This is a genomic window from Extensimonas soli, assembly GCF_029211265.1.
Taxonomy (GTDB): domain Bacteria; phylum Pseudomonadota; class Gammaproteobacteria; order Burkholderiales; family Burkholderiaceae_C; genus Extensimonas; species Extensimonas soli.
Window position 1 is genome coordinate 158,955 of sequence record NZ_JARGEL010000024.1, and the last position, 23,008, is coordinate 181,962.

The 23,008-nt window shown below is 67.0% G+C and carries 18 protein-coding genes; 7 read left to right on the forward strand and 11 right to left on the reverse strand.

All coding sequences use genetic code 11. From position 1 onward, the window contains the following. Nucleotides 1–148: 148 nt before the first annotated feature. The 9 genes from PYV55_RS11520 to polA all read right to left on the reverse strand — a co-directional run bounded on the left by PYV55_RS11520 (nt 149) and on the right by polA (nt 10,034). Nucleotides 149–1,339: a CaiB/BaiF CoA transferase family protein gene (locus PYV55_RS11520; protein ID WP_275851274.1), complete on the reverse strand. Its 1,191-nt coding sequence runs from the start codon at nt 1,337–1,339 to the stop codon at nt 149–151. Continuing rightward, nucleotides 1,336–2,490 (reverse strand): acyl-CoA dehydrogenase family protein, encoded by a 1,155-nt coding sequence (locus PYV55_RS11525; RefSeq protein ID WP_275851276.1) that lies wholly within the window; start codon nt 2,488–2,490, stop codon nt 1,336–1,338. Before PYV55_RS11525 ends, PYV55_RS11520 begins: the two co-directional genes overlap by 4 nt. Before the next feature lie 32 nt (nt 2,491–2,522). Continuing rightward, nucleotides 2,523–3,932, reverse strand: coding sequence for an MmgE/PrpD family protein (locus tag PYV55_RS11530; protein WP_275851278.1), 1,410 nt, complete (start codon nt 3,930–3,932; stop codon nt 2,523–2,525). Nucleotides 3,933–4,024: 92 nt separating this feature from the next. Further along, nucleotides 4,025–5,176 carry an acyl-CoA dehydrogenase family protein gene (locus PYV55_RS11535; RefSeq protein ID WP_275851280.1) on the reverse strand — a complete coding sequence of 384 codons (1,152 nt, stop codon included), beginning with the start codon at nt 5,174–5,176 and terminating at the stop codon, nt 4,025–4,027. A gap of 49 nt (nt 5,177–5,225) precedes the next feature. Further along, the gene (locus tag PYV55_RS11540) at nt 5,226–5,717 is read right to left on the reverse strand and encodes a MaoC family dehydratase (protein ID WP_275851282.1); all 492 of its coding nucleotides are present in this window, start codon (nt 5,715–5,717) and stop codon (nt 5,226–5,228) included. A 518-nt stretch (nt 5,718–6,235) separates the two neighbouring features. Continuing rightward, nucleotides 6,236–6,535: a BrnA antitoxin family protein gene (locus tag PYV55_RS11545; RefSeq protein WP_114484267.1), complete on the reverse strand. Its 300-nt coding sequence runs from the start codon at nt 6,533–6,535 to the stop codon at nt 6,236–6,238. Next, complete coding sequence (locus PYV55_RS11550; RefSeq protein WP_114484266.1) at nt 6,519–6,788, reverse strand: BrnT family toxin; 270 nt, start codon at nt 6,786–6,788, stop codon at nt 6,519–6,521. Before PYV55_RS11550 ends, PYV55_RS11545 begins: the two co-directional genes overlap by 17 nt. Nucleotides 6,789–6,857: 69 nt before the next feature. Continuing rightward, nucleotides 6,858–7,082: a hypothetical protein gene (locus tag PYV55_RS11555; RefSeq protein WP_275851286.1), complete on the reverse strand. Its 225-nt coding sequence runs from the start codon at nt 7,080–7,082 to the stop codon at nt 6,858–6,860. Between the two features lie 144 nt (nt 7,083–7,226). Beyond that, complete coding sequence (gene polA, locus PYV55_RS11560; RefSeq protein ID WP_275851288.1) at nt 7,227–10,034, reverse strand: DNA polymerase I; 2,808 nt, start codon at nt 10,032–10,034, stop codon at nt 7,227–7,229. A 113-nt stretch (nt 10,035–10,147) separates the two neighbouring features. On the opposite strand from polA, the gene PYV55_RS11565 reads away from it, so the two are divergent. The 4 genes from PYV55_RS11565 to PYV55_RS11580 all read left to right on the forward strand — a co-directional run bounded on the left by PYV55_RS11565 (nt 10,148) and on the right by PYV55_RS11580 (nt 14,591). Beyond that, nucleotides 10,148–10,555 carry a hypothetical protein gene (locus PYV55_RS11565; protein ID WP_275851290.1) on the forward strand — a complete coding sequence of 136 codons (408 nt, stop codon included), beginning with the start codon at nt 10,148–10,150 and terminating at the stop codon, nt 10,553–10,555. 101 nt (nt 10,556–10,656) lie between these two features. Continuing rightward, nucleotides 10,657–11,607: a homoserine kinase gene (locus PYV55_RS11570; protein WP_275851291.1), complete on the forward strand. Its 951-nt coding sequence runs from the start codon at nt 10,657–10,659 to the stop codon at nt 11,605–11,607. 112 nt (nt 11,608–11,719) lie between these two features. After that, complete coding sequence (locus PYV55_RS11575; protein ID WP_275851292.1) at nt 11,720–12,520, forward strand: BPSS1780 family membrane protein; 801 nt, start codon at nt 11,720–11,722, stop codon at nt 12,518–12,520. A 115-nt stretch (nt 12,521–12,635) separates the two neighbouring features. After that, on the forward strand, nt 12,636–14,591 hold the full coding sequence (locus PYV55_RS11580; protein ID WP_275851293.1) for a PhoX family protein: 1,956 nt from the start codon (nt 12,636–12,638) through the stop codon (nt 14,589–14,591). Nucleotides 14,592–14,755: 164 nt separating this feature from the next. Here PYV55_RS11580 and PYV55_RS11585 read toward each other — a convergent pair whose 3' ends face one another. Beyond that, the gene (locus tag PYV55_RS11585) at nt 14,756–17,215 is read right to left on the reverse strand and encodes a UvrD-helicase domain-containing protein (RefSeq protein WP_275851295.1); all 2,460 of its coding nucleotides are present in this window, start codon (nt 17,213–17,215) and stop codon (nt 14,756–14,758) included. A gap of 240 nt (nt 17,216–17,455) precedes the next feature. Between PYV55_RS11585 and PYV55_RS11590 the strand changes: the two genes are divergently transcribed. The 3 genes from PYV55_RS11590 to argB all read left to right on the forward strand — a co-directional run bounded on the left by PYV55_RS11590 (nt 17,456) and on the right by argB (nt 20,606). Further along, on the forward strand, nt 17,456–18,433 hold the full coding sequence (locus PYV55_RS11590; protein ID WP_275851297.1) for a GMP reductase: 978 nt from the start codon (nt 17,456–17,458) through the stop codon (nt 18,431–18,433). Nucleotides 18,434–18,540: 107 nt separating this feature from the next. Beyond that, nucleotides 18,541–19,641: a glycosyltransferase family 4 protein gene (locus tag PYV55_RS11595; RefSeq protein WP_275851298.1), complete on the forward strand. Its 1,101-nt coding sequence runs from the start codon at nt 18,541–18,543 to the stop codon at nt 19,639–19,641. Between the two features lie 74 nt (nt 19,642–19,715). Then, entirely contained in the window at nt 19,716–20,606 is an 891-nt protein-coding gene (gene argB, locus PYV55_RS11600) for an acetylglutamate kinase (RefSeq protein WP_144731329.1), read from the forward strand. 46 nt (nt 20,607–20,652) lie between these two features. On the opposite strand, the gene PYV55_RS11605 is transcribed toward argB, so the two are convergent. Further along, complete coding sequence (locus tag PYV55_RS11605) at nt 20,653–22,989, reverse strand: protein-disulfide reductase DsbD family protein (RefSeq protein ID WP_275851301.1); 2,337 nt, start codon at nt 22,987–22,989, stop codon at nt 20,653–20,655. Nucleotides 22,990–23,008: the final 19 nt, after the last annotated feature.

Genomic DNA, 23,008 nt, shown 5'->3' on the forward strand with positions numbered 1-23,008 from the left:
TTTCGGGGTGGCGGGCGTGGCGGGCGTGGCGGCTTCGCGAACAATCGCGGCCTCATCGCGGCCTTATGGGCGCAATCCTATCCGCTTGCGCCGGAGCAGCTGCGGCACCTACACCGGCACCTACACCGGCACCCACCGCGCGCAGCGTTCACACCGCGCCTTTTTCTTCGAGCTGCGCGATGCGCTGCGCGTCGTAGCCGAGCTCGGTGAGCAGCGCCTGCGTGTGCTCGCCCAGCGTGGGCGCGATGCCGACCAGCGGCGCCTCGCCGGGGCAGCGGATCGGCGTGGCCACGGTGCGTATGCTGCCGCGCGCGGGGTGCGGCGCTTCGAGGATCAGGCCCTGCTCGTGCGCAAAGGGGTTGTCCAGCGCCTGCGCCACGTCGTACACCGGGGCGGCGGGCACCTTGCCGGCAAAGCGCGCGAGCCATTCGGCGGTGCTGGCCGTGCCGAGCACCGCGTCGAGCGCCTCGGTGAGCTGTTCGCGGTGCGCGAGCCGCGCCGCGAAGTTGGCGTAATCGGGGTGCGCGGCCCAGTCGGGGCGGGCTATGGCTTTGCACAACACGGGCCAGAACTTCTCTTTGTTGCACATGATGAAAATCCAGCCGTCCTGCGTGCGGTACAGCTGGCTCGGCGTGAGCGAGGGGTGGGCCGAGCGCGGTGCGCGCCCGACCTTGTGGCCCTCGTTCAAATACCAGGCGGCGACGTAGTTCAGGTTGCCCATGGCCACGTCGAACAGGCTCGTATCGATGTCGCGCCCGCGGCCCGTGCTGCGCGCTTCGATGATGCCCGCGAGCAGGCCCGTGACGGCCGTCACGCCCGTCATCATGTCGATGATCGAGAGACCAAAGCGCGCGGGTGGCCCCTCGGGCTCGCCGGTCAGCGACAGATAGCCGGCTTCGGCCTGCATCAGGTAGTCGTAGCCCGGCCAGGACGTGCGCGAGCCCGTGCGCCCGTAGGCCGAGAGGTGCGCGCAGACGATGCGCGGGTTGTAGGGCGCGAGCTGCTCGTAGGTCAGCCCGAGCTTTTGCGGCAGGTCGCCGCGCAGGTTGTCGAACACGGCGTCGGCGCTGCGCACGAGGTCGGCGAGCACGCTGCGCGCCTCGTCCTGCTTGAGGTTGAGCGTGAGACTTTTCTTGTTGCGGTTGAAGGCTTCATGGAAGTGGCTGTCGCCCGGCCCGAAGTAAAACGGCCCGACCAGACGGCCCACGTCGCCGCCGTCGCTGGGGTTTTCGATCTTGATGATCTCGGCGCCAAGGTCGGCCAGGTGCAGCGTGCCGAACGGGCCCGCGCCGTACTGCTCGAACGAGAGGATGCGCACTCCGCGCAGGGGCTGGCTCATGCGGGGTTCCTCGCGATCAGTTGTTTGGCGATGATGATGCGCTGCATCTCGTTCGTGCCCTCGCCGATCAGCAGCAGCGGCGCGTCGCGGAAGTAGCGCTCGACGTTGTATTCCTTGGAGTAGCCATAGGCACCGTGGATGCGCATGCTCTCGAGTGCGTTTTCCATGGCCGCCTCGGTGGCGAAGTATTTGGCCATGCCGGCTTCCATGTCGCAGCGCTCGCCGCGGTCGTAGGCGCGCGCCGCGGATTCGACGAGCAGGCGTGCGGCTTCGAGCCGCGTGGCCATTTCGCCGAGCTTGAGCTGTATCGCCTGGTGCTCGCAGATCGGCTTACCGAAGGTCTTGCGCACCTGCGCATAGGCCACGGCGTCCTGCAGCGCGGCGCGCGCCACGCCCACGCCGCGCGCCGCGACGTTGATGCGCCCGAGCTCCAGCCCCGAAAGAATCTGCTGCAGCCCACGCCCCTCGACGCCGCCGATCAGCCGGTCGGCCGGGATGCGGTAGTTTTCGAACAGCAGCTCGCAGGTGTCTATGCCGCGGTAGCCGAGCTTGTCGAGCTTGCGCACGACCTTGAAGCCCGGGCCTTTTTCGGCGATGAACAGGCTCATGCCCTTGTGCGCCGGCTCGGCCTTGGGGTCGGTCTTGACGAGCAGCGCAATGCAGTTGCCCTCGCCGCTGTTGGTGATCCAGGTCTTGCTGCCGTTGACCACGTAATGGTCGCCATCGCGCACCGCCACGGTGCGTATGGCCTGCAGGTCGGTGCCGCAGTCGGGCTCGGTCAGGCCGATGCCGCCGCGCAGCTCGCCGGTGGCAAAGCGCGGCAAAAAGGCGCGCTTTTGCGCCTCGGTGCCATTGCGCTGCACGCACATGGACATGATGAGGTGCGAGTTGACGATGCCCGACAGCGACATCCACGCCGTCGCAAGCCGCTCGACGATCTTCGCGTAGGTCGAGGTCGAAAGGCCGAAGCCGCCGTATTCGGCATCGATGATGCAGCCGAACAGGCCCAACTGCTTCATCTTTGCGACGATCTCGTGTGGATACTCGTCGGCAATCTCGAGCCGGTGCGCGTGCGGCTTGACTTCGGCCTCGATGAATTTGTCCAGGCTGTCGAGGATCAGCGCTTCGCTTTCTTGCTGTGCTGCGTTCATTTGCGTGGTCTTTCCGTTGTATCTAATGGGTTTCAGCCGCGCGCGGCCAGGCCTTCGGCGAGCTGCCGCGCGTCCAGCGCTTCCATGCCCAGCACCAAGTCGCGCAACTGCGCGGCGCGCTGCGGCGAGACGACGAGGCGCGCGTTTTCCATGAACTTCTGTTCGATGTCGGCGGCGCCGAGCGGCCGGTCGGCCGAGCCGCGGTTGACCTCCTGGCGCTCGCGCAGCTCGCGCCCGTCGGTGGTGGTGACGATGACTTCGCCCGAGTAATACTTGGGGAACGGCGAGTTCGGATCGACTTCGTATTCGACGCGCTGCGCCAGGTCGAGCACCTGCGGGTCGGCGAGCGCCGCGTCCTCCAGGTGCTCGAGCCCGAAGCTGCCGCGCAGCAGCGCCGTGGCGACGATGTAGGGGATGCTGAACTGCGCGTCGTAGCTGTTTTGCGGGCGCTTTTTCGTCGCCACGGGCTCGCACACCGTCTTCACCACTTCTTGCGGCACGAGCGCGCGCACCGAGCGGATCTGCTGCGCCGTGAGCCCGTGCTGCGCGCGCAGGTGCGCGGCGGCGTCGGCGCAGGCGTGCGTGAAGTGGCAGGCCGGAATGGGCTTGACGGCCACGTTCATGAGCTCCCACTGCGTGCCCAGGCCCGCGGTGGCGAGCGCCAGGTCCATGCCCTCGGCATAGCGACCCAGATGGCTCTGGAACAGGCCAAAGCGCCCCTCGTAGGTGGCGCGCGGGCCGACGAAGCCGTGGCGCGCGAGCGTCACCGAGGTCAAGCCCGCCGCCGCGGCCCAGCCGGGGTGCATGCGCTTGGTCCAGGCGCCGTCGTTGAGGAATTCCATGCTGCCCGAGCCCGTGCTGAGCGTGATGCCCTGCGCCATCGCGAGCTGCGGCGCGCTCAGGTCGTACAGGCGCCCGCACACCAGCGTGGTGGCAAACGCGCCGATCAGCCCCGTGGGGTGAAAGCCCACCTGGTGAAAACCGCCCTTGGCCACGGCACCCAGGCGCGTGCCCGCCTCCATGCCGATGATGTAGGCCGTGAGCAGGTCCGCGCCGCTGCGCCCGGCCTGCGCGCCCGCGCCCAGCGCAGCGGGCAGGCAGGCCGAAGTGGCGTGGATCACGCCGGCCGAGTGCGTGTCGTCGTAGTCCAGGCCGTGGATCAGGATGCCGTTCATCAGCATCGCATCGCGCAGCTGCAGGCGCGCGGGCAGGCCGATCACCGGCACCTGGCCGAGCCCCGCGGACAAATCACGCACCGCCGAAAGCGCACGCTGCGCGAACTCGTAGTGCGTGGAGGCATAGGCGATGCCCACGGCGTCGAGGATCAAATACCTGGCGCGCTCGCGCACCTGCGCCGGAATCGCCGCGCCGTCTTGCGTCGCGGTGAATTCGGCCAGGCGCTCGGCGATGGTGGGGCTGGGGGTGGAGGAGGAATCCGTCATGGCGGGGAGCCTTTCAAAAACAGGAAAAAGACCTGCGGATGCTTCCATAAAAGGAGCTGCTTACGAAGGTATATCAATGACTAGAAGGCGATTTAGCTTCCAAAAATATGGTTCGCGATCGCGTTCTTCTGCGTCTGGTTCGTGCCGCCCGTGATGGTCAGCATGCGCACGTCGCGCACCATGCGTTCGAGCGGCAGCAGGCCGAAGTAACCGTAGCCGCCGAACATCTGCTGGCATTGCAGCGTGGTTTTGAGCGCCATCTCGGTGGCCTGTACCTTGGCCACCGACGACAGGCACGGGTCGGGCTTGCCCGCGTCTATGGCCGCGAGCGCGCGATAGCACAGCGAGCGCGCGGCCTCGATCTCTATCCACATGTCGGCCATCAGCCAGCGCAGGCCCTGCATCTCACTGAGCAGCTGGCCGAACTGGCTGCGCACCTTCATGTAGTCGCGCGCAAGCTCAAAGGCGCCTTCGGCCACGCCCAGCGCCATCACGCCCATGCCCACGCGCGTGGCGTTATAGACCGTCAGCGGCGCGACGAAGCCCTTGGAATTTTGCGGATCGCCCAGCGTGACCACGTTCTCGGCCGGCACGCGCACGTTGTCGAAAAAGAGCTCGTTCTCGCTCGCGCCGCGCACGCCCATCTTGTAGGGGAGCTTGCGCACCGTGAGGCCCGGGCTGTCCTTGGGCACCAGGATCGTGCCCACGCCGCGCGCGCCCTTGGAAGGGCCAAAACGCGCATACACGAGGTGCAGGTGCGCACGGTCGCCGTAGGTGGTGAAGACCTTTTGCCCGTTGATGACGTATTCGTCGCCCTCGCGCACCGCCGTCGTGGCCACCGAGGCCGCGTCCGAGCCGGCCTGCGGCTCGGTCCAGGCGATGCTGCACTCGAGCTCGCCGCTCACGAACTTGGGCACCAGCTTGGCGCGCATGGCTTCGGGGCCGTAGGTGGCGATGATGCGCGCCGAGACGTTCTGCTCGTGCACGATCAGGGCCGTGGCCAAGTCAACCTTGGCGATCTCCTCGATCACGAGGTAGGTATCGACCAGCCCCAGGCCCGCGCCACCGTATTGGGGATCGACGCTCAGGCCCGTGTAGCCGAGCTCACACAGCAGCTTTTTGTTCTCCTCGGGGAAGATTTCCTCGCGGTCCCAGTGCGCTGCTTTGTCCTTGAACACCTCTTGCGCGAGCTTGCGCGCGGCGTCACGCAGCTCGACTTGCTGCGGGTTCAGTTCAAAATGCATTTTGATGGCTCCATCGGGCGTTAACCAAGGCGCAGCTTGCGTGAGGCGCTCACAATTTGTCTTCCACGCCGTGCCCGCGCATGGGGACCAGCGCCGAGCGCACGAAGGTCATGAACACGGTGCCGTCGGCCTTCTTGCCCGTGGTGCGCACGGTCACGATGCCCTGCGTGGGGCGCGATTGCGATGTGCGCTTTTCGAGCACCTCGCTCTCGGCATAGACCGTGTCGCCGGGGTGCACGGGCGCGACGAGCTGGATTTCCTTCCAGCCGAGGTTGGCAATCGCCTTGCCGCTCACGTCGGCCACAGTCATGCCGAGCACGATGGCCAGCGTGAGCCCGCTGTTGACCAGCGGCTTGCCGAACTCGCTCTTCGCGGCAAACGCATGGTCGCAGTGCATGGGGTGCTGGTTCATGGTCAGCAGGCTGAACTGGATGTTGTCGGCCTCGGTGATGGTGCGACCCGGAAAGTGTTCGTACACGTCCCCCACCGCGAAGTCCTCGAAATAACGGCCCAAACTGGCCTTGTGGCGCGTACCCTGCATGAATCCTGACTCCCTGGAGTGTGCGCTAAAAAACGGACATTTGAATGTCCGGACAAATAGGGTTGGAATGGTACGCCGGTGGCTGTGCTGCTCAACCTAGGGATAACCCTTATGCCGCGGGTTATGCGCTGCGCTGGCGTCTGCGGCAATTGCCGTCAGATTCCAATGATTTGCGCAGGTGACGGGGCAGAGGGAGGGCGCCGGGATGTGCGCCCGGCGGCGCACCTTCTTTTCTTGTCTCGCCAAGAAAAGAAGGCAAAAGAAGGCGACCCTGCTGCCCGCGTCCCTGCCCGCCTCGCGGCGCCCAGGGCAACCTGCGGTGCTCGCGCCCGGCGGGGCGCGCGAAACTCGCTGCGCTCGAACAATCGCGCGCCTTTTCCCGCCGGGCGCTGCGCTCCTCGGCGCAGGCAGAAGGGCGGGGATACCACACGGGCCATCGCTGCGCTCGGCCTGCGGCATGCGGGGATCGACAGAAAACAATTGGAATCTGACCCCGATTTTCGTGTTCGACCACACGGCTACGCACTACGAGAATGACGTGCAACGTACTGGCGCAGAACGCTGTCCATCAAGGACTGCCAACCCTCACCGGTGGACTTGAAATAGGCGATGACTTCCGGGCTGTAACGCACCGACACGAGCAGCTTCTTGTTGGCAGACTTGGGGCGTCCACGAACGGAAGCCAGAGGAACCATGGCCTTGAGTTGCTTGGGAGTAAGCGGTTGCGCATCGGGATCGCTCCGAGCCGCTGCCGTAATGGCTTTGTCCTCTTCGGCCGTTGGCATATGAACGACGGGACGCTCAGAAGTTTTGGACATAGTATTTGACCTCACGACGATTGGCGCGGCGAAGACTGATGATTCTTCGCACGTTGCCACGATCTACAAACGCCACGTAGTAGAGGGTTCCGGTTTCCGGAGCGAGCGCGATCATTCGCGTCTCGCCGTACTCAAACCGTTCATCGACCCACACCAACGCAGCTTCCCAGTCGAGTTCGCTCGCAAAGGCCAAAGACACGCCGTGCTTTGATTGGTTTGCGATGTCCTTGGCGGCGTCGAACTCGATGCGCATGTTTTAATGTAGCTACTAAAAATACGGCTGTCAAGACGCGCGAGGACTCCTGCCTATGGGGCCGAACGCTCAAGGTAAGCGGCGCCGGTGCACCGCGGGTGCGCTGGGCACGAACACTGACCACGAAGATGGCGAAGCCATGTCTAGCAGCCTGTCGGACTTTGGAATCGTCGGCTGCGAATGCGCCGCAGCGGCCCATTTTTTACCGTCTTCTTGCCCCATAGTCCCGCTATGGGGCGGCGAATCCGGCAAAAACTGGACTCGCTGGGGCACCTTCTCGCTTTCGACGCCCAAAGTCCGACAGGCTGCTAGTGTTGGCGACGGCTCGCCCGCCCAGTTGGATGAAGCCGCTGTGCGAAGATTCCGATGATCCGCGGAAGTGATGGAGCGAAGGAGGAGTTGGAATCCACCCCCAGTTTCCTCATCAGGCTTCTGCGCTCAATGCGCCCGCTCCCAGTTCGGCCCCGTGCCGATTTCCGCAAGCAGCGGCACGCGCAGGTCGGCCACGCTGGCCATGAGGCGCGGGATTTCGTGGCGCACCCAGGGTTCTTCGGCGGCGGGGAGTTCGAACACCAGTTCGTCATGCACCTGCAGGATCATCTTGACGGCGGGTTTTTCGGCGTCCAGCGTTTTTTGCACTGCGACCATCGCCATCTTGATCAGGTCGGCCGCCGTGCCTTGCATGGGCGCGTTGATCGCGGCGCGTTCGGCGGCGGCGCGGCGGGGGCCGTTGGGTGAGTTGATCTCGGGCAGGTACAGGCGCCGGCCGAACACGGTTTCGACGTAACCGCGCTGCTTGGCCAGCGCCTTGGTGCTCTCCATGTATTGCTTGACGCCGGGGTAGCGCTGAAAGTAGCGGTCTATGTATGCGGCGGCGGCCTTGGGCTCTATGCCCAGGTTTTTGGCCAGGCCGTAGCTGCTCATGCCGTAGATCAGGCCGAAGTTGATGACCTTGGCGTAGCGACGCTGCTCGCTCGTGACATGGTGCACCGAGACGCCGAACACCTCGGCCGCCGTGGCGCGGTGCACGTCCAGGCCTTGCTGGAAGGCGTGCAGCAGCGCGTGGTCGCCGCTCAGGTGCGCCATGATGCGCAGCTCGATCTGGCTGTAGTCGGCGCTCGCGATCAGGCAGCCCGGCGGCGCGATGAAGGCTTCGCGGATGCGCCGGCCCTCGGGCGTGCGCACGGGGATGTTTTGCAGGTTGGGCTCGTTGCTCGACAGCCGCCCCGTCACGGCCACGGCCTGCGCGTAGTGCGTGTGCACGCGGCCCGTGCGCGGCTCGACCATCTGCGGCAGCTTGTCGGTGTAGGTGCTCTTGAGCTTGCTCAGGCTGCGGTGTTCGAGCAGCTTGGCGGGCAGGGGGTAGTCCTCGGCCAGCTTTTCCAGCACTTCCTCGTCGGTGCTGCGCGCGCCCGAGGCGGTTTTTTTGATGACCGGCATGCCCAGCTTGTCGAAAAAAATCTCCGCGAGCTGCTTGGGGCTGCCCAGATTGAAGGGCTGGCCTGCAAGCGCGTAGGCCTCGGCCTCTATTTCCATGATGCGCTGGCCCAGATCGCGGCTTTGCGCGGCCAGCACTGCCGTGTCGATCAGCACGCCGGCGCGCTCCATGCGCCAGAGCACCTCGCTGCAGGCGATCTCGAGCTCGTAGATGCGGCGCAGCGGCGCACTCGCCTCGAGCAGCGGCCACAGGGCCTCATGCACGCCCAGGCACTCATCGGCGTCCTCGCAGGCGTATTCGGCGGCGCGCTCGACCGCGACCTGCGCGAACGGAATCTGGTGCGCGCCCTTGCCGCACAGGTCTTCGTAGTTGATGCCCGCGCGCCCGAGGTGGCGCTCGGCCAGGCTGCGCAGGTTGTGCGGCTTGTGTACCTCGAGCACGTAGCTTTGCAGCATGGTGTCGTGCGCGTAGCCGTGCACCTGCACACCGTGGTTGGCGAACACGTGCCGGTCGTACTTGACGTGCTGGCCGAGCTTGGGCCGCGCCGCGTCTTCGAGCCAGGGCTTGAGACGCGCGAGCACTTCGTCCAGCGGCAGCTGCGCGGGCGCGTCGGGCCCGTCGTGGCGCAGCGGGATATACGCGGCCTCGCCGCCGCGCACCGCCAAGGAGAGGCCCACGATCTGCGCGCGCATCTCGTCGAGCGAGGTGGTTTCGGTGTCCAGCGCCACGAGTTCGGCCGACTGCACCGCGGCCAGCCAGCGCTCGAAGTCGGGCCAGGTGAGGACGACTTCGTAATGCCGCGCGGGCACCGCGGGCGCAGAAGAAGCGCCAGAAAGAGCCACGCCCTCGGCCACGGGCGGGTCGCCTTGTGCCAGCGCTGCCGCATCCGCCCCCTGACCCGCCGCTGCAGAATGGGCCACCGGCGCCAGTGCACGCGCGAGCGTCTTGAAGCCGTATTTTTCATAAAACTCGCGCAAAGCCTCGGTATCTGGTGCGCTGATAGCTATCGCATCCAGAGCAGGAAAACCGGGGATGCAAGCGCTCAGGTCGCAATCGGTCTTGATGCGCAGCAGTTCGAGCGCCTGCGGCAGCCATGCGAGGCTAGCGCGCAGGTTGTCGCCCACCACGCCCTTGATCTCGTGCGCGTGCGCCATCAGCGCGTCGAGCGAGCCGTATTGCTGCAGCCACTTGGCGGCGGTCTTGGGGCCGACCTTGGGCACACCGGGCACGTTGTCCACCGCGTCGCCCACCAGCGCCTGAAAATCCAGCATCAGCGTCGGCGGCACGCCGAATTCGGCCACCACACCGGCCACGTCGCGCTTTTTGCCGCTCATGGTGTCGATGATGCTCACGTGCCCATCGACGAGCTGCGCGAGGTCTTTGTCGCCGCTCGAGATGATGACCTCCACGCCCTGCCGCGCGGCAGCGCGCGCCAGCGTGCCGATCACGTCGTCGGCCTCGACGCCGGGGATGGCGAACACCTTCCAGCCCAGCAGGCGCGCGACCTCGTGGATGGGCTCGATCTGCGCGCGCAAGTCGTCGGGCATGGGCGGGCGGTGCGCCTTGTAGTCGGCATAGAGCGCTTCGCGGAATGTCGGGCCGCTGGTGTCGAACACGCAGGCGGCGTAATCGGCGGGCACTTCCTTGCGCAGGGCCTGCAGCATGTTGATCATGCCGCGTATCGCACCCGTCGCGGCGCTGTGCGGATCACCGGGCACGGCGCGCAGGTCGGGCATGGCGTGGTAGGCGCGGTACAGATAGCTGGAGCCATCGACCAGCACCAGGGTTTTTTTGTGGCTCGTGTTCATGGTGTCACTCATTGCGGCGATTGTGCCCGGTGCGCCTTTGGCCAGGGCTGCGCCCGCGTGCCGGCAGCAAAATTCGCCCGGGCGCGATGGCACACTCTACAATCTTGCGCATCATGCGCGCCACACACCTCCTCGCCTGCTTTTTCGCCTTGCTGGGTCTGGGCACCAGCGTCTTCGCCCAGGAGGCCAAGCCGGCGCCTGCACCCGCCTCACCCCCGGCCGCCCAGGCTGCATCCACGCCTGCGCCGGCCAAAGCGGATGGTCAGCCGAGCAAAGCCGAGCAGCGCGCCGCCGGCCGCGCCAACCAGCGCATAGAGCACATCAAGGTCGAAGACGAGGGCAGCCGCATCGAGGAACTGCGCGTGGGCGGGCAGACCAAGCGCATCACCGTGCAGCCGAAAGCGGGCAACGCGCCCGAGTACGAGGTCAAGCCGTCCGACGTCACACGCGGCCAGGCCGGCACCGACCACGATCCGCAGGGCAACACCGCGCCGCCCGTGTGGAACATCAAAAAGTTCTGAGGCCTTGCGCCTGAAATCGCAGGCGGGGTGACGCCCTCCGCGCCCGTCCTGCCGTTCCGCCGTTCCCCCTGCCCCGTCGCTTTACCGTTTTTCTCCCACCGATGGCCGTTTTCACCGAAGTCCCGCCCGAGGAGGCGCGCGCGCTGCTGCAGCGCCTGCAGCTCGGCGAATTGCTGGCGCTGCAAGGCATCGCCGGCGGCATTGAAAACACCAACTACTTCGTCACGTGCAGCGAGGGTGAATTCGTGCTCACGCTGTTCGAGCGCCTGCGCGCCGAGCAGTTGCCGTTTTACCTGTACCTGATGCAGCACCTCGCACAAGGCGGCCTGCCCGTGCCCGATCCGCGCGCCGACGCGCAAGGCAACATCGTGCACAGCGTGTGCGGCAAACCCGCGGCCCTCGTCAACAGGCTGCCCGGCAAGAGCCAGCTCGCGCCCGGCCCGCAGCACTGCGCGGCCATGGGCCAGACGCTTGCGCGCCTGCACCTCGTGGGGCGCAGCTTTGATCGCCAGCAGCCCAATCTGCGCGGCCTCGCGTGGTGGAACGAGACCGTGCCCGTGGTGCTGCCCTACCTCGGGCCACAGCAGGCCGAGCTACTGCGCTCCGAGCTCGCCTACCAAAACGCCGTCGCCGCCTCGGCCGACTACGCCGCGCTGCCGCGCGGGCCCGTGCACGCCGACCTGTTCCGCGACAACGTGCTGTTCGAGGGCGAGACGCTCACCGGCTGCTTCGACTTTTACTTTGCGGGCGTCGATACCTGGCTGTTCGACCTGGCCGTGTGCCTGAACGACTGGTGCATCGACTGGGCCACGGGCGCGCACCACGCGGCGCGTGCGCAGGCGCTGCTTGGCGCCTACGAGGCCGAGCGCGCACTCACCCCCGCCGAACGCGCCTTGCTGCCCGCGCTGCTGCGCGCAGGTGCGCTGCGCTTTTGGCTCTCGCGCCTGTGGGACTTTCACCTGCCGCGCGAGGCGGCGCTGCTCACGCCGCACGACCCCACGCACTTCGAGCGCGTGCTGCGCGAGCGCATCGCGCATCCGCTGCAACTTTGACCGCCCCGCCCAAGGGCGCAACGACGCGGCGTCACCACGCGCGCGACCAAGACTGCTACATTCCTTCGCATCGCGCGTGTGCGCCCCGCACCGCCTCGTTTTCGCTTGTTGCATGAAACTCCACCTCGTCCCCGCACGCACCGGCCTGCAATGGGTGCAGCTTGGCATCCGCGCCTTCTGGCGCAGGCCCATGGCGCTCGCCGCGCTGTTTTTCATGGCCATGGCGGCCATGTCCATCGCCACGCTGGTGCCGCTCATCGGCCCGGCGCTCGCGCTGGCGCTGCTGCCTTCGGCCTCGCTCGCGATGATGGTCGCGGCCGCCGAAGCCATGCAGGGGCGCGTCCCCACGCCCACGGTGCTGCTTGCCGCGTTCCGTGCGGGGCGCGAACAGCTGCGCCACATGCTGGTGCTGGGCGCGCTCTATGCCGCGGGCTTTCTCGGCGTGATCGCACTCTCGGCCCTGGTCGATGGCGGCGAGTTCGCCAAGGTGTATCTGGGCAATGCGCCGCTGTCGCGCGAGCTCGCCGATGACCCGTCGTTTCAGGCCGCGATGTGGCTTGCGCTGGCGCTGTACCTGCCGCTTTCGCTCTTGTTTTGGCATGCGCCGGGGCTTGTCTATTGGCACAGGGTGCCGCCCGTCAAGGCGCTGTTTTTCAGCATCGTGGCCTGCGTGCGCAATTTCTGGGCCTTCACCGTGTTCGGGTTCGCCTGGATGGGCGTGTTTGCGCTCACGGGGCTGGCGGTGGCGCTCGCCACAGGGCTGCTCATGGGCGTGCTCGGCGCCGGCTTTGCGGCGGGCAGCATGATGGCTGCGGCCATGCTGCTCGCGGCCATGTTCTTCACCTCGGTGGTGTTCACCTTCCGCGACTGCTTCGAGCCGCCCGACAGTGCTGGGGCATCGCCGCAGGGCTAGGCTGACTGCGCTTGCACATTCGCTTTCAAATTCCTGACATACCGGGTTTTTAGCATCGCGCGCTGGAAACGGCACCCGGTCGTTTCCAGCTTTCTTTTTGCGAGCACAACCCGACATGTCTGCACATCCTCTTCCCTCGCGCCGCAAGGCGCTGCAAGTTCTCGCTGGCGCCCCTTTGCTGCCCCTGGGCACGAGCGCCATGGCCTCGCTGCTCTCCGGCTGCGGCGGTGGTGGCGACGACCCCGGCTACGTCTCGGCCGCGTTCACCTCGATGGCGGCGCCCACGCTGGCCAATGCCGCCGCGATGGCCACGACCACCGTGGGCTCGACCTTGCAGGTCAAGTTCAGCGACCCATCGACGCGCAGCTACACGCTGGGCTACCAGCCCTTTTTCATCACGGGCGACCTGGTGCCTGACGGCAAGGGCGGCACCATTCTGGCCGGCGGCTACTACGACATCAACAACAAGCCGATCATGGACGCCACAGGCAGCACGCCGCGCCAGTTCTTCTCCGACTGCCCCGACGGCATGTCGCTGCTCACGGTGCAGGGTGCCAAGGTCGATGGCGTCAAGGGCAAGCCGGTGTTTGCCGTGGTGCAGTTCGAATACGCCACGCGCAACCTCAAGGGCGACAGCATGTACGGCATGCTGCCTTCGCCGATCGCCGTGCTCACGCTCGACCAGGACCCGAACACGGGCAAGCTCAGCCTGGTCAAGTACCACAACGTGGACACCTCGGGCGTCAAGGGTCTGTGGATCACCTGCGGCGCCAGCCTCTCGCCCTGGGGCACGCACCTCTCGAGCGAAGAGTACGAGCCCGACGCCTTCGACCAGGGCGCCTTGGGTCAACCGCTGGCCCTCGTCAAGGCATTCAGCCAGAACCTGTACGGCGACCCCGCCAAGGCCAACCCCTACGACTACGGCCACCTGCCCGAAGTCACGGTGAACCCCGACGGCACTGGCAGCATCCAAAAGCACTACTGCCTGGGCCGCATCTCGCACGAGCTGGTCCAGGTCATGCCCGACAACCGCACGGTGCTGATGGGCGACGATTTCACCAACGGCGCGCTGTTCATGTTCGTCGCCGACAAGGAAAAAGACCTCTCCGCCGGCACGCTGTACGCGGCCAAATACACCAGCGTGCTCAACGCCACCGCGTCCGCCGCCATCAGCTGGATCAACCTGGGCCACGCGAGCAGCGCCGAAATCAAGGCGCTGGTCGATGGCGGCATCAAGGCAACCGACATCATGGATTCGGTCACCACCGATCCGGCCGACCCAACCTATACCAAGATCGTGCTGAGCAAAAAAACGCTCTGGGTGCGCGTGAAGGCCGGCCAGGAAAAGGCCGCCGCCTTCCTCGAAACGCACCGCTACGCCGCACTCAAGGGCGCCAGCATGGCCTTCACCAAGATGGAAGGCACGACCGTCAACGTGAAGGACAAGAAAGCCTACTCGGCCATCTCGGCAATCCGGGACTCGATGGTCAGCGGCAAGTCGGGCTTCGTCGCCGCGAACAACGTGGCTTTCCCCGCCGCCATCAACGCGGGCGGCGTGCTCGAGCACACCATGACCGGCGGCCAGAAGGACAGCGCCGGCGCCGCCATCAACAGCGAATGGGTGCCGGCCAGCTCGCAATTCATCGCGCCGCTGCTCGGTGAAGACCTGGCCACGCCCGACGCCCTGGGCAACACCGCCAACGCCGACAAGGTGGCCAATTCCGACAACCTCAAGTTCTCGGAAAAAATGCGCACCCTGTTCATCGGCGAAGACAGCGGCATGCACGTGAACAACTTCCTGTGGGCCTACAACGTGGACACCAAGCAGCTCAGCCGCGTGCTGTCCACCCCTTCGGGCGCCGAATCGACGGGCCTGCAGGCGGTGGACGAAGTCAACGGCTGGACCTATCTCATGAGCAACTTCCAGCACCCCGGCGACTGGGAGTCGCCGCTGCACGACGTGGTCAAGCCCGTGCTCGATCCGCTGATCCGCGCAAATTACAAGGATCGCTACGGCGCCGCCGTGGGCTACCTCACGGCCACGCCCTCGCAGACCAAGCTGAGCTGGTAAGCAAGCATCCGCAGGCGGCTCGGCCTTGCCGGCCGCCAACGACGCCCAAAGCCCAGCTCAAGGCTGGGCTTTTTCATTTCAGGGGGTGCACGAAAAGCGCGGCGGGGTTGGGCGCCGAAGTCTCGGGCGCCGCTGCTGCGCCTGGATCGGCCGGCTTCATCGCACTACTCCACCACCGTAAGCTTGGCCACGGCCAGCGCGAGCCACTTGGTGCCGTGGCGCGGGAACTGCACCTGCGCGCGCGCATCCTCGCCCTGCCCTTCGAGCGCGAGCACCTTGCCCTCGCCGAACTTGGTGTGGAACACCGCCGTGCCCACGCGCAGACCATGCGCCGGGGGCGTTTTCTGCGCCGGCAAAGGCGCATTGGCCGGGCTCTCGGATTTCAAGCCAAATTGGCCTGTAGCGCTTGATGCACCTGCGTAAGCAGCTCCTGAAGTGCGAGCAAAAGAGGCGAGCCCGGGGTGCCGGGGCGTGAGCCACTTGAGCGCGTGCTCGGGCAGCTCGTCGAAAAAGCGGCTGCGCAGGTTGTAGCGCGTCTGGCCGTGCAGCAGGCGCGTTTGCGCGTGGCTCAGGTACAGGCGCCGGCGCGCGCGCGTGATGGCCACGTACATCAGGCGGCGCTCTTCTTCGAGGCTGTCCTGGCTGGAGAGCGCGTTTTCGTGCGGGAACAACCCCTCCTCCATGCCGCTGAGGAACACCGCGTCGAACTCCAGCCCCTTGCTCGCGTGCACGGTCATGAGCTGCACGGCGTCCTGCCCCGCCTGCGCCTGGTTGTCGCCCGCCTCGAGCGCCGCGTGGGTCAGAAAGGCCGCGAGCGGCGACAGGGTTTCGCCCGTTTCCAAATCCACATCGGCGGCCCCGGCGCCGGGGCGTGCCGCCGCATCCACGGCGGGCAGCGGCAGGTCGAGCCGTGGCGCCTCGGGGTTCAGTCCCTGGCTTGCCGGGCTTTGGCGCAGCGCGGCGCGCTGCTCGTCCAGCGGCAGCGCCACGGCGTCGCGCCCGAAGCCCTCCTGCATGACGAAGCTCTCGGCGGCGTTGACCAGCTCTTCGAGGTTTTCGATGCGGTCTGCGCCTTCTTTTTCGCTGCGGTAGTGCTCGATCAGGCCGCTGGCTTCGAGCATGCGCTCGATGATGGCGCGCAGGTTCAGCCCCTGCGTCTGTTCGCGCAGCACATCAACGAGCGCCACGAACGCGCCCAGGTGCGTGCCCGCGCGGCCCGCCACGGCGGCGACGGCGTCGTGCAGCGAGCAGCCCGCGCTGCGCGCGGCGTCCTGCAACTGCTCGATGCTGCGCGCGCCTATGCCGCGCGGCGGAAAGTTCACCACGCGCAAAAAGCTCGTGTCGTCGTGCGGGTTCTCCAGGAGGCGCAGGTACGCGAGCGCATGCTTGACTTCGGCGCGCTCGAAAAAGCGCAGGCCGCCATAGACGCGGTACGGCACGCCGGCGTTGAACAGCGCCGACTCGATCACGCGGCTTTGCGCGTTGCTGCGGTACAGCGCGGCGATCTCGCGGCGCGACATGCCATCTTTCACCAACTGGCGGATTTCATCGACCAGCCACTGCGCCTCAGCCAGGTCGCTCGCGGCTTCATAGACGCGCACGGGCTCGCCGGGGCCTTGCTGCGTGCGCAGTTCCTTGCCCAGGCGGCGACTGTTGTGGCGGATCAGCGCATTTGCCGAGTCGAGAATGTTGCTATAGCTGCGGTAATTCTCTTCGAGCTTGATCTGCTGGCGCACGTCGAATTCGCGCACGAAGTCCTGCATGTTGCCTACGCGCGCGCCGCGAAAGGCGTAGATGCTCTGGTCGTCGTCGCCCACGGCCATCACGCTGCCCTGCGTCTGCAAGCGGCCCTCGACCACATCGCCAGCGAGCTGCTTGAGCCAGGCGTATTGCAGCCGGTTCGTGTCCTGGAACTCATCGACGAGGATGTAGGCAAAGCGGCGCTGGTAGTGCGCGCGGATGGGGTCGTGGTCGCGCAGCAGCTCGTAGCTGCGCAGCAGCAGCTCGCCGAAGTCCACCACGCCCTCGCGCTGGCACTGGTCTTCGTAGAGCTGGTAAACCTCCACCTTCTTGCGCGCCACGCTGTCGTGCTGGGGCACGTCGCGCGGGCGCATGCCCTCTTCCTTGCAATGCGCGATGAATTGCTGCAACTGCTTGGGCGGGTAGCGCTCTTCGTCGATCTGGTGCTGCTTGCACAGGCGCTTGATGGCCGAGAGCTGGTCTTGCGTGTCGAGAATCTGAAACGTCTGCGGCAGCCCCGCGGCCTTGTGGTGCGCGCGCAGCATGCGGTTGCACAGGCCGTGGAAGGTCCCTATCCACATGCCGCGCACGTTCACGGGCAGCATGGCCGAAAGGCGCGTGAGCATCTCGCGCGCGGCCTTGTTCGTGAAGGTCACGGCCAGGATGCCGCCCGGCGTCGCGTAGCCGTTTTGCAGCAGCCAGGCAATGCGCGTGGTGAGCACGCGCGTCTTGCCCGAGCCCGCGCCCGCCAAAATCAATGCGTGCCCCGCCGGCAAGGTGACGGCGGCGCGCTGTTCAGGGTTCAGGCCCGCGAGCAATGGCTCGGAGGTGGGCGAATCAGCCAGGCCCGAAGGCTCGGCCGGTGCAAAAGAGTGTGGGGGCATGAGGGGATTGTAAAAAGCGTGCCGTGGGAAGCCACAGGCACGCTGCGGCGCAAACCCATTTCACCGTGCAGGATTCAGCACGCGACGACGTAGCTGGCCGCCACAAGTCTAGAATCAAGCACCGGGCCCAATTTTCTTGGCGCCCGGTTTTTTGTGCCTGCGCGCCCCGCGCCCACGATACCGAGCCCCGAGCCAGGCGCCCTCTGCTGCCCTGACGTTCAACTTGGAGCCTGGAATCCCATGGAAATCTTCGACTACGACAACATCCTGCTGCTGCCGCGCAAGTGCCGCGTGCAAAGCCGCGCCGAGTGCGACACGCGCGTGGAGCTCGGCGGGCGCAGCTTTCGCCTGCCCGTGGTGCCGGCGAACATGAAAACCGTGGTCGACGAGCCGCTGTGCACCTGGCTCGCGCAGCACGGCTACTTTTACGTGATGCACCGCTTCGACCTCGACAGCGTCGATTTCGCCCGCGCCATGCACGCGCGCGGCTGCTACGCCTCGATCTCGCTGGGCGTGAAAAAGGCCGACTGCGAGGCGGTCGATCGGCTCGCGGCCGAAGGCATCACGCCCGAATACGTCACCATAGACATCGCCCACGGCCACGCCGACAGCGTGAAGAAGATGATCGCCCACCTCAAGCGCAAGCTGCCCGGCGCGTTCGTGATCGCGGGCAACGTGGGCACGCCCGAGGCCGTCATAGACCTCGAAAACTGGGGCGCGGACGCGACCAAGGTCGGCATCGGGCCGGGCAAGGTGTGCATCACCAAGCTCAAGACGGGCTTTGGCACGGGCGGCTGGCAGCTCAGCGCGCTCAAGTGGTGCGCGCGCGTGGCCACGCGCCCCATCATCGCCGACGGCGGCATCCGCGAGCACGGCGACATCGCCAAGAGCATCCGCTTCGGCGCCACCATGGTCATGGTCGGATCGCTGCTCGCAGGCCATGAAGAATCGCCGGGCCAGACGGTGGAGGTCGATGGCAAGCTCTACAAAGAGTATTACGGCTCCGCAAGCGACTTCAACAAGGGCGAATACCGGCACGTCGAGGGCAAGCGCATCCTCGAGCCCATCAAGGGCAGGATCGCCGACACGCTCATCGAAATGGAGCAAGACCTGCAAAGCTCCATCAGCTACGCGGGCGGCACACGTCTGCTCGACATCCGCAAGGTGAACTACGTGATCCTCGGCGGCGACAACGCGGGCGAGCATCTGCTGATATGAGCCAATGTCGCCTCTGACGTCCGGAAAGCCAATGTGCTCAGCCTCGGCGCGGCGGCCATGCCACAACAGCTTACGTGCCGTCCGCGCGGCGCCGTTACCATCGGCGCATGATTTGGTTGTCCATGGTGGCCTTTTGCGTGGCCTGGTTGTCTTCGGGCTTGGTCGTGCGCTGGCTGCGCGGTCATGCGCAACATTACGGCCAGAATGTGCCGCAGCGCTTTCATTGGGGCGACGTGCCGCGGCTCGGCGGTGCGGCAATGCTGCTCGGCCTCGCTTGCAGCTGGCTGCTGGGCATCTGGCATACCAGCGTCGGCAATGTCAGCAACTTGTACCTCGGCGGCTGGGTGGGCGCGTGGCTCGTGACGCTGCTGCCCGCAGTGCTCGGCGGCATCGCCGAAGACCTGACGCAGCGCCTGCCGGTGCGCTTTCGGCTGGCCCTGACCGGCGTCTCGGCGGTGCTTGCCGTTGCCTGGCTGGGCCTTGCCGTGCCGCGCCTGGGGCTGCCCTGGCTGGACGCGCTGATCGGCGCCGCGCCGTGGCTGGGCGCAGGCATCGCACTGCTCGCGGTCGCGGGCCTGCCGCATGCGTTCAACATCATCGACGGCTACAACGGCCTGGCCGGCATGGTGGCGCTGATCGTGTGCCTGGCGCTGGCGCACGTGGCGCTGCAGGTGGGCGACCGCGCGCTCGCGGCGCTCATGGTCTCCACGGCGGCCGTGACGGCCGGCTTTTTGCTATGGAACTACCCACGCGGCATGCTGTTCGCAGGCGACGGCGGCGCCTACGTCTGGGGCGTGGTGATCGCGCTCGGGAGCATCGCGCTGGTGCAGCGCCACCCGCAGGTGTCGCCATGGTTTCCCATGCTGCTGCTCGTCTACCCCGTGTGGGAGACGCTGTTTTCGATCTACCGCAAGCTCGCGCGCGGCGTGTCGCCGGGCGTGGCCGATGCGCTGCACTTTCACCAGCTGATCTACCGGCGCATCGTGCGCAGCGTGTTCCACGACGACGAGGCGCGGCGCATGCTGATGCGCAACAACCGCACCTCGCCCTATTTGTGGGGCTTCACCATGCTCTCGGTGGCGCCGGCGCTGCTGTTTTGGGGCAATACGCCGGTGCTCATGGCGTTTTGCCTGCTTTTCGTCGTGATTTACGTGGTGGCCTACCTGGCCATCGTGCGCTTCAAGGTGCCACCCTGGCTGCAGCGTTGAACTGCCACCTTTCGTGCCATGGCGATGCGGCACAATTTGCGCCTTGTGCATCAACCACCGAACGGCCCGCTGCCATGACCGACCTGCTCTCGATCTCCCCGCGCGACAAGGCAGAAATCCTTGCCCAGGCGCTGCCCTACATCCGCAAATTCCACGGCAAGACCATCGTCATCAAATACGGCGGCAACGCCATGACCGACCCGGCGCTGCAGGCCGATTTTGCCGAGGACGTGGTGCTGCTCAAGCTCGTGGGCATGAACCCCGTGGTGGTGCACGGCGGCGGCCCGCAGATCGAGACCGCGCTGCATCGCCTGGGCAAGAAGGGCGAATTCATCCAGGGCATGCGCGTGACCGACGCCGAGACCATGGAGGTGGTCGAATGGGTGCTGGCCGGCGAGGTGCAGCAGGACATCGTGGGCCTGATCAACCAGGCCGGCGGCAAGGCCGTGGGCCTCACGGGGCGCGACGGCGGGCTGATCCGCGCGCAAAAGCTGCGCATGCTCGACCCCAAAGACCCGAACATCGAACACGACGTGGGCCAGGTCGGCGACATCGTGGCGATCGACCCCAGCGTGGTCAAGGCGCTGCAGGACGACGCCTTCATCCCGGTCGTCAGCCCGATCGGCTTTGGCGAGAACAACGAGAGCTACAACATCAACGCCGACGTGGTCGCGAGCAAGCTCGCCGTGGTGCTGCAGGCCGAAAAACTGATGCTGCTGACCAACACGCCGGGCGTGCTCGACAAGCAAGGCCGCCTGCTCACCGACCTCACGGCGCGCGAGATCGACGCCCTGTTTGCCGACGGCACCATCTCGGGCGGCATGCTGCCCAAAATATCCGGCGCGCTCGACGCCGCCAAGGCGGGCGTGCACGCAGTGCACATCATCGACGGGCGCGTGCCGCACGCGATGCTGCTCGAAATCCTCACCGACCAAGCCTACGGCACCATGATCCGCAGCCATTGAGCGGCGGCCTTCGTCCGCGCGGCGGCGGGGCGCAGCGATCTCTTCGTTACGGCAGCGCCGCGCGCACTTCCTGCACGCTCAAAATCTCGCTGAACACCTGCGGGGCCCGGCCCGGCGCATAGAGCACGTACACGGGCACGCCGCTGCGCCCAAGCTGCGCGAGCGCGGCGGTGATGGCGGGATCGCGCAGCGTCCAGTCGGCACGCAGCAGCGCCACGCGGCGCGCGGCAAAGTCGGCGAGCAGCCCTGCGTCGGAAAGCGTGGTGCGCTTGTTGAACTGGCAGGTCACGCACCACGCGGCGGTGAAATCGACGAACACCGGCTGGCCGCGCGCAAGCAGTTCGGCCACGCGCGCCTGCGACCATGGCTGCCAGGGGCTCGATTCGTCTGCGCCGCGCGCCACAGCGCCCTCTGCCCCCGCACCCACGGGCTTGAGCACATTTTGGCCAGTAGCGCCCAGCAGTAAAGCACCAGCAGCTATCAAAAAGGTTGCAAGCACGAGGCGCGTGCGCCCGCGCAGCGTGAGCGCCCAGACCACGGCCGCAAGCGCCACCAGCAGCAGCAGCAGCGCGCCGGCGCCGTCCATGCCGGTTTGCTGGCCATGCACCCAGACCAGCCAGGCCACCGTGGCAAACATGGGAAAGGCCATGGCATGGCGAAAAGTCTGCATCCACGCGCCGGGGCGCGGCAGCCAGCCGACCACCGCGGGCACCAGCGCGGCCGCGAGAAAAGGCAAGGCCATGCCCAGCCCCAGCGCGGCAAACACCGCGAGCGCCTGCGCGGGCGGCAGCGCGAGCGCAAAGCCCAGCGACGCCCCCATGAAAGGCGCCGTGCAAGGCGAGGCCACGAGTACCGCGAGCAGGCCCGACAAAAACGCATCCACCACCGGATGGCGCGCCTGCAACGTGGCAAGGCGGCTGGGCACGAAGCCGCCGAATTCGAACAGACCGGCCAGATTCAGACCCAGCAGCGTGAACAGCGCCGCGAGCAGCGCCACCACCGCGGGCGACTGCAGCTGAAAGCCCCAGCCGAGCTGCGCGCCCGCGGCACGCAGGGCCAGCAGCAGGCCGCCGAGCGCGAGGAAGGACAGCAGCACCCCGCCCGTGTAGGCGAGGCCCGCGAGGCGCTGCGCGCGGCGCTGGCCGCCGTGGCGCGCCAGGCCCAGCAGCTTGATCGCGAGCACCGGGAACACGCAGGGCATCAGGTTGAGCAGCAAGCCCCCCAGCAAACCGCCGAGCAAGGGCGCGAGCAGGCCGGTGCCGGACACCGCGCCGCCCGAGGTTGCGGCGGAAGGCGCCACGGCAGAGGCGAGCGCCGGCGAGGAAGGCAAGGCAGACGACGCGACCGGCGCCGCCTGCGCTGCCTTATTGGCGGCGAGCGCGGCTGTCAGCGCAGCGGGCACTTCGGCGCGCTGCGGCGTGCTCCACTGCCCCTGCACCGTGGGCATGGCGCGCCAGGCGCGCTGGGAGGGCGAGGCGCGCGGCTGGGCGGCGCCCGCGCCGGCATGCGCGCCCAATCCCGCTGTGGCCGCAGCAGGCATCAACACCAGCGCCAGCGCCGCAGGCGTGGGGCCGCGCTGCGGCGCCAGCGGCAGCTGCGCCGACCAGACCGCGCCGTCCCAACTCTGCTGCCAGCTCTGGCCCGCCAGCACGGACGGCGCCAGCACTTCGGGCGTCTCGGGCAGCAGCGCCAGTTTCTGGCCGCGCAAATCTGCGGGCAGGCCCGCCACACGCAACCGCAGACTTTCGCCTTCGACCTGCGCGCTGCTGGCGCCGGGCAGGGCGGCGGGCTGCGCCGCCTGCGCCTGCGCGAACGCCGCCGCGTTCAGGGCAATGGCGCCGCGCAGCGGCAGCTGCAGCGCAAATTCGCCCTCTTCGGGGATGCACTCCACGCGGCACACGAGCCAGCTCGCGTGCAGGCGCACGGGCAGCGCGTCCTGCCCCGCGGGGGCGGCAAAGCCCGGCGCGATCTGCACCGGCACGGCCAGCAGCACCTGGCCTTCGTAACCGTAGTTGACCAGATCACCCACGCGCAGCACACGCGGCACGGGCCAGGCGACTTCGCCCGCCTGCAGGCCAGGCGACAGCTGCCAGCGCAGCTCGGTGGGCAGGCCAGAGTCGCCGGGGTTTTTCCAGTAGGTGTGCCAACCGGGCTGGTGGCTGATCTGCAGGCCCAGCCACAGCGGCCGCCCCGGCGCCACACCCTCGGGCGCATGCGCGAGCAGCTCGGCGCGCACATGCGGCGTGCTCACGCTGGCGGCGCCCTGGGCGTCCTTGCGCCCACCGAGTTGCAGGGCAAATTCAGCATGCGCGCCCGCCCAAACTGCGCTGAGTGCTATCAAAAACAGGATACGCAGAAGACGCGACAACGAAGTGGAAGGCATGGGGTGCAGGCGGTGAGTT

Excerpts from the sequence above, each read along its gene's own strand:
- PYV55_RS11535 (WP_275851280.1), bottom strand. The coding sequence starts at position 5,176 with ATGCATTTTGAACTGAACCCGCAGCAAGTCGAGCTGCGTGACGCCGCG.
- PYV55_RS11565 (WP_275851290.1), top strand. The coding sequence starts at position 10,148 with ATGCGCGCCACACACCTCCTCGCCTGCTTTTTCGCCTTGCTGGGTCTG.
- PYV55_RS11590 (WP_275851297.1), top strand. The coding sequence starts at position 17,456 with ATGGAAATCTTCGACTACGACAACATCCTGCTGCTGCCGCGCAAGTGC.
- PYV55_RS11520 (WP_275851274.1), bottom strand. The coding sequence starts at position 1,339 with ATGAGCCAGCCCCTGCGCGGAGTGCGCATCCTCTCGTTCGAGCAGTAC.
- polA (WP_275851288.1), bottom strand. The coding sequence starts at position 10,034 with ATGAACACGAGCCACAAAAAAACCCTGGTGCTGGTCGATGGCTCCAGC.
- PYV55_RS11540 (WP_275851282.1), bottom strand. The coding sequence starts at position 5,717 with ATGCAGGGTACGCGCCACAAGGCCAGTTTGGGCCGTTATTTCGAGGAC.
- PYV55_RS11525 (WP_275851276.1), bottom strand. The coding sequence starts at position 2,490 with ATGAACGCAGCACAGCAAGAAAGCGAAGCGCTGATCCTCGACAGCCTG.
- PYV55_RS11575 (WP_275851292.1), top strand. The coding sequence starts at position 11,720 with ATGAAACTCCACCTCGTCCCCGCACGCACCGGCCTGCAATGGGTGCAG.
- PYV55_RS11595 (WP_275851298.1), top strand. The coding sequence starts at position 18,541 with ATGATTTGGTTGTCCATGGTGGCCTTTTGCGTGGCCTGGTTGTCTTCG.
- PYV55_RS11580 (WP_275851293.1), top strand. The coding sequence starts at position 12,636 with ATGTCTGCACATCCTCTTCCCTCGCGCCGCAAGGCGCTGCAAGTTCTC.
- PYV55_RS11570 (WP_275851291.1), top strand. The coding sequence starts at position 10,657 with ATGGCCGTTTTCACCGAAGTCCCGCCCGAGGAGGCGCGCGCGCTGCTG.
- PYV55_RS11530 (WP_275851278.1), bottom strand. The coding sequence starts at position 3,932 with ATGACGGATTCCTCCTCCACCCCCAGCCCCACCATCGCCGAGCGCCTG.
- PYV55_RS11545 (WP_114484267.1), bottom strand. The coding sequence starts at position 6,535 with ATGTCCAAAACTTCTGAGCGTCCCGTCGTTCATATGCCAACGGCCGAA.
- argB (WP_144731329.1), top strand. The coding sequence starts at position 19,716 with ATGACCGACCTGCTCTCGATCTCCCCGCGCGACAAGGCAGAAATCCTT.
- PYV55_RS11585 (WP_275851295.1), bottom strand. The coding sequence starts at position 17,215 with ATGCCCCCACACTCTTTTGCACCGGCCGAGCCTTCGGGCCTGGCTGAT.
- PYV55_RS11605 (WP_275851301.1), bottom strand. The coding sequence starts at position 22,989 with ATGCCTTCCACTTCGTTGTCGCGTCTTCTGCGTATCCTGTTTTTGATA.
- PYV55_RS11550 (WP_114484266.1), bottom strand. The coding sequence starts at position 6,788 with ATGCGCATCGAGTTCGACGCCGCCAAGGACATCGCAAACCAATCAAAG.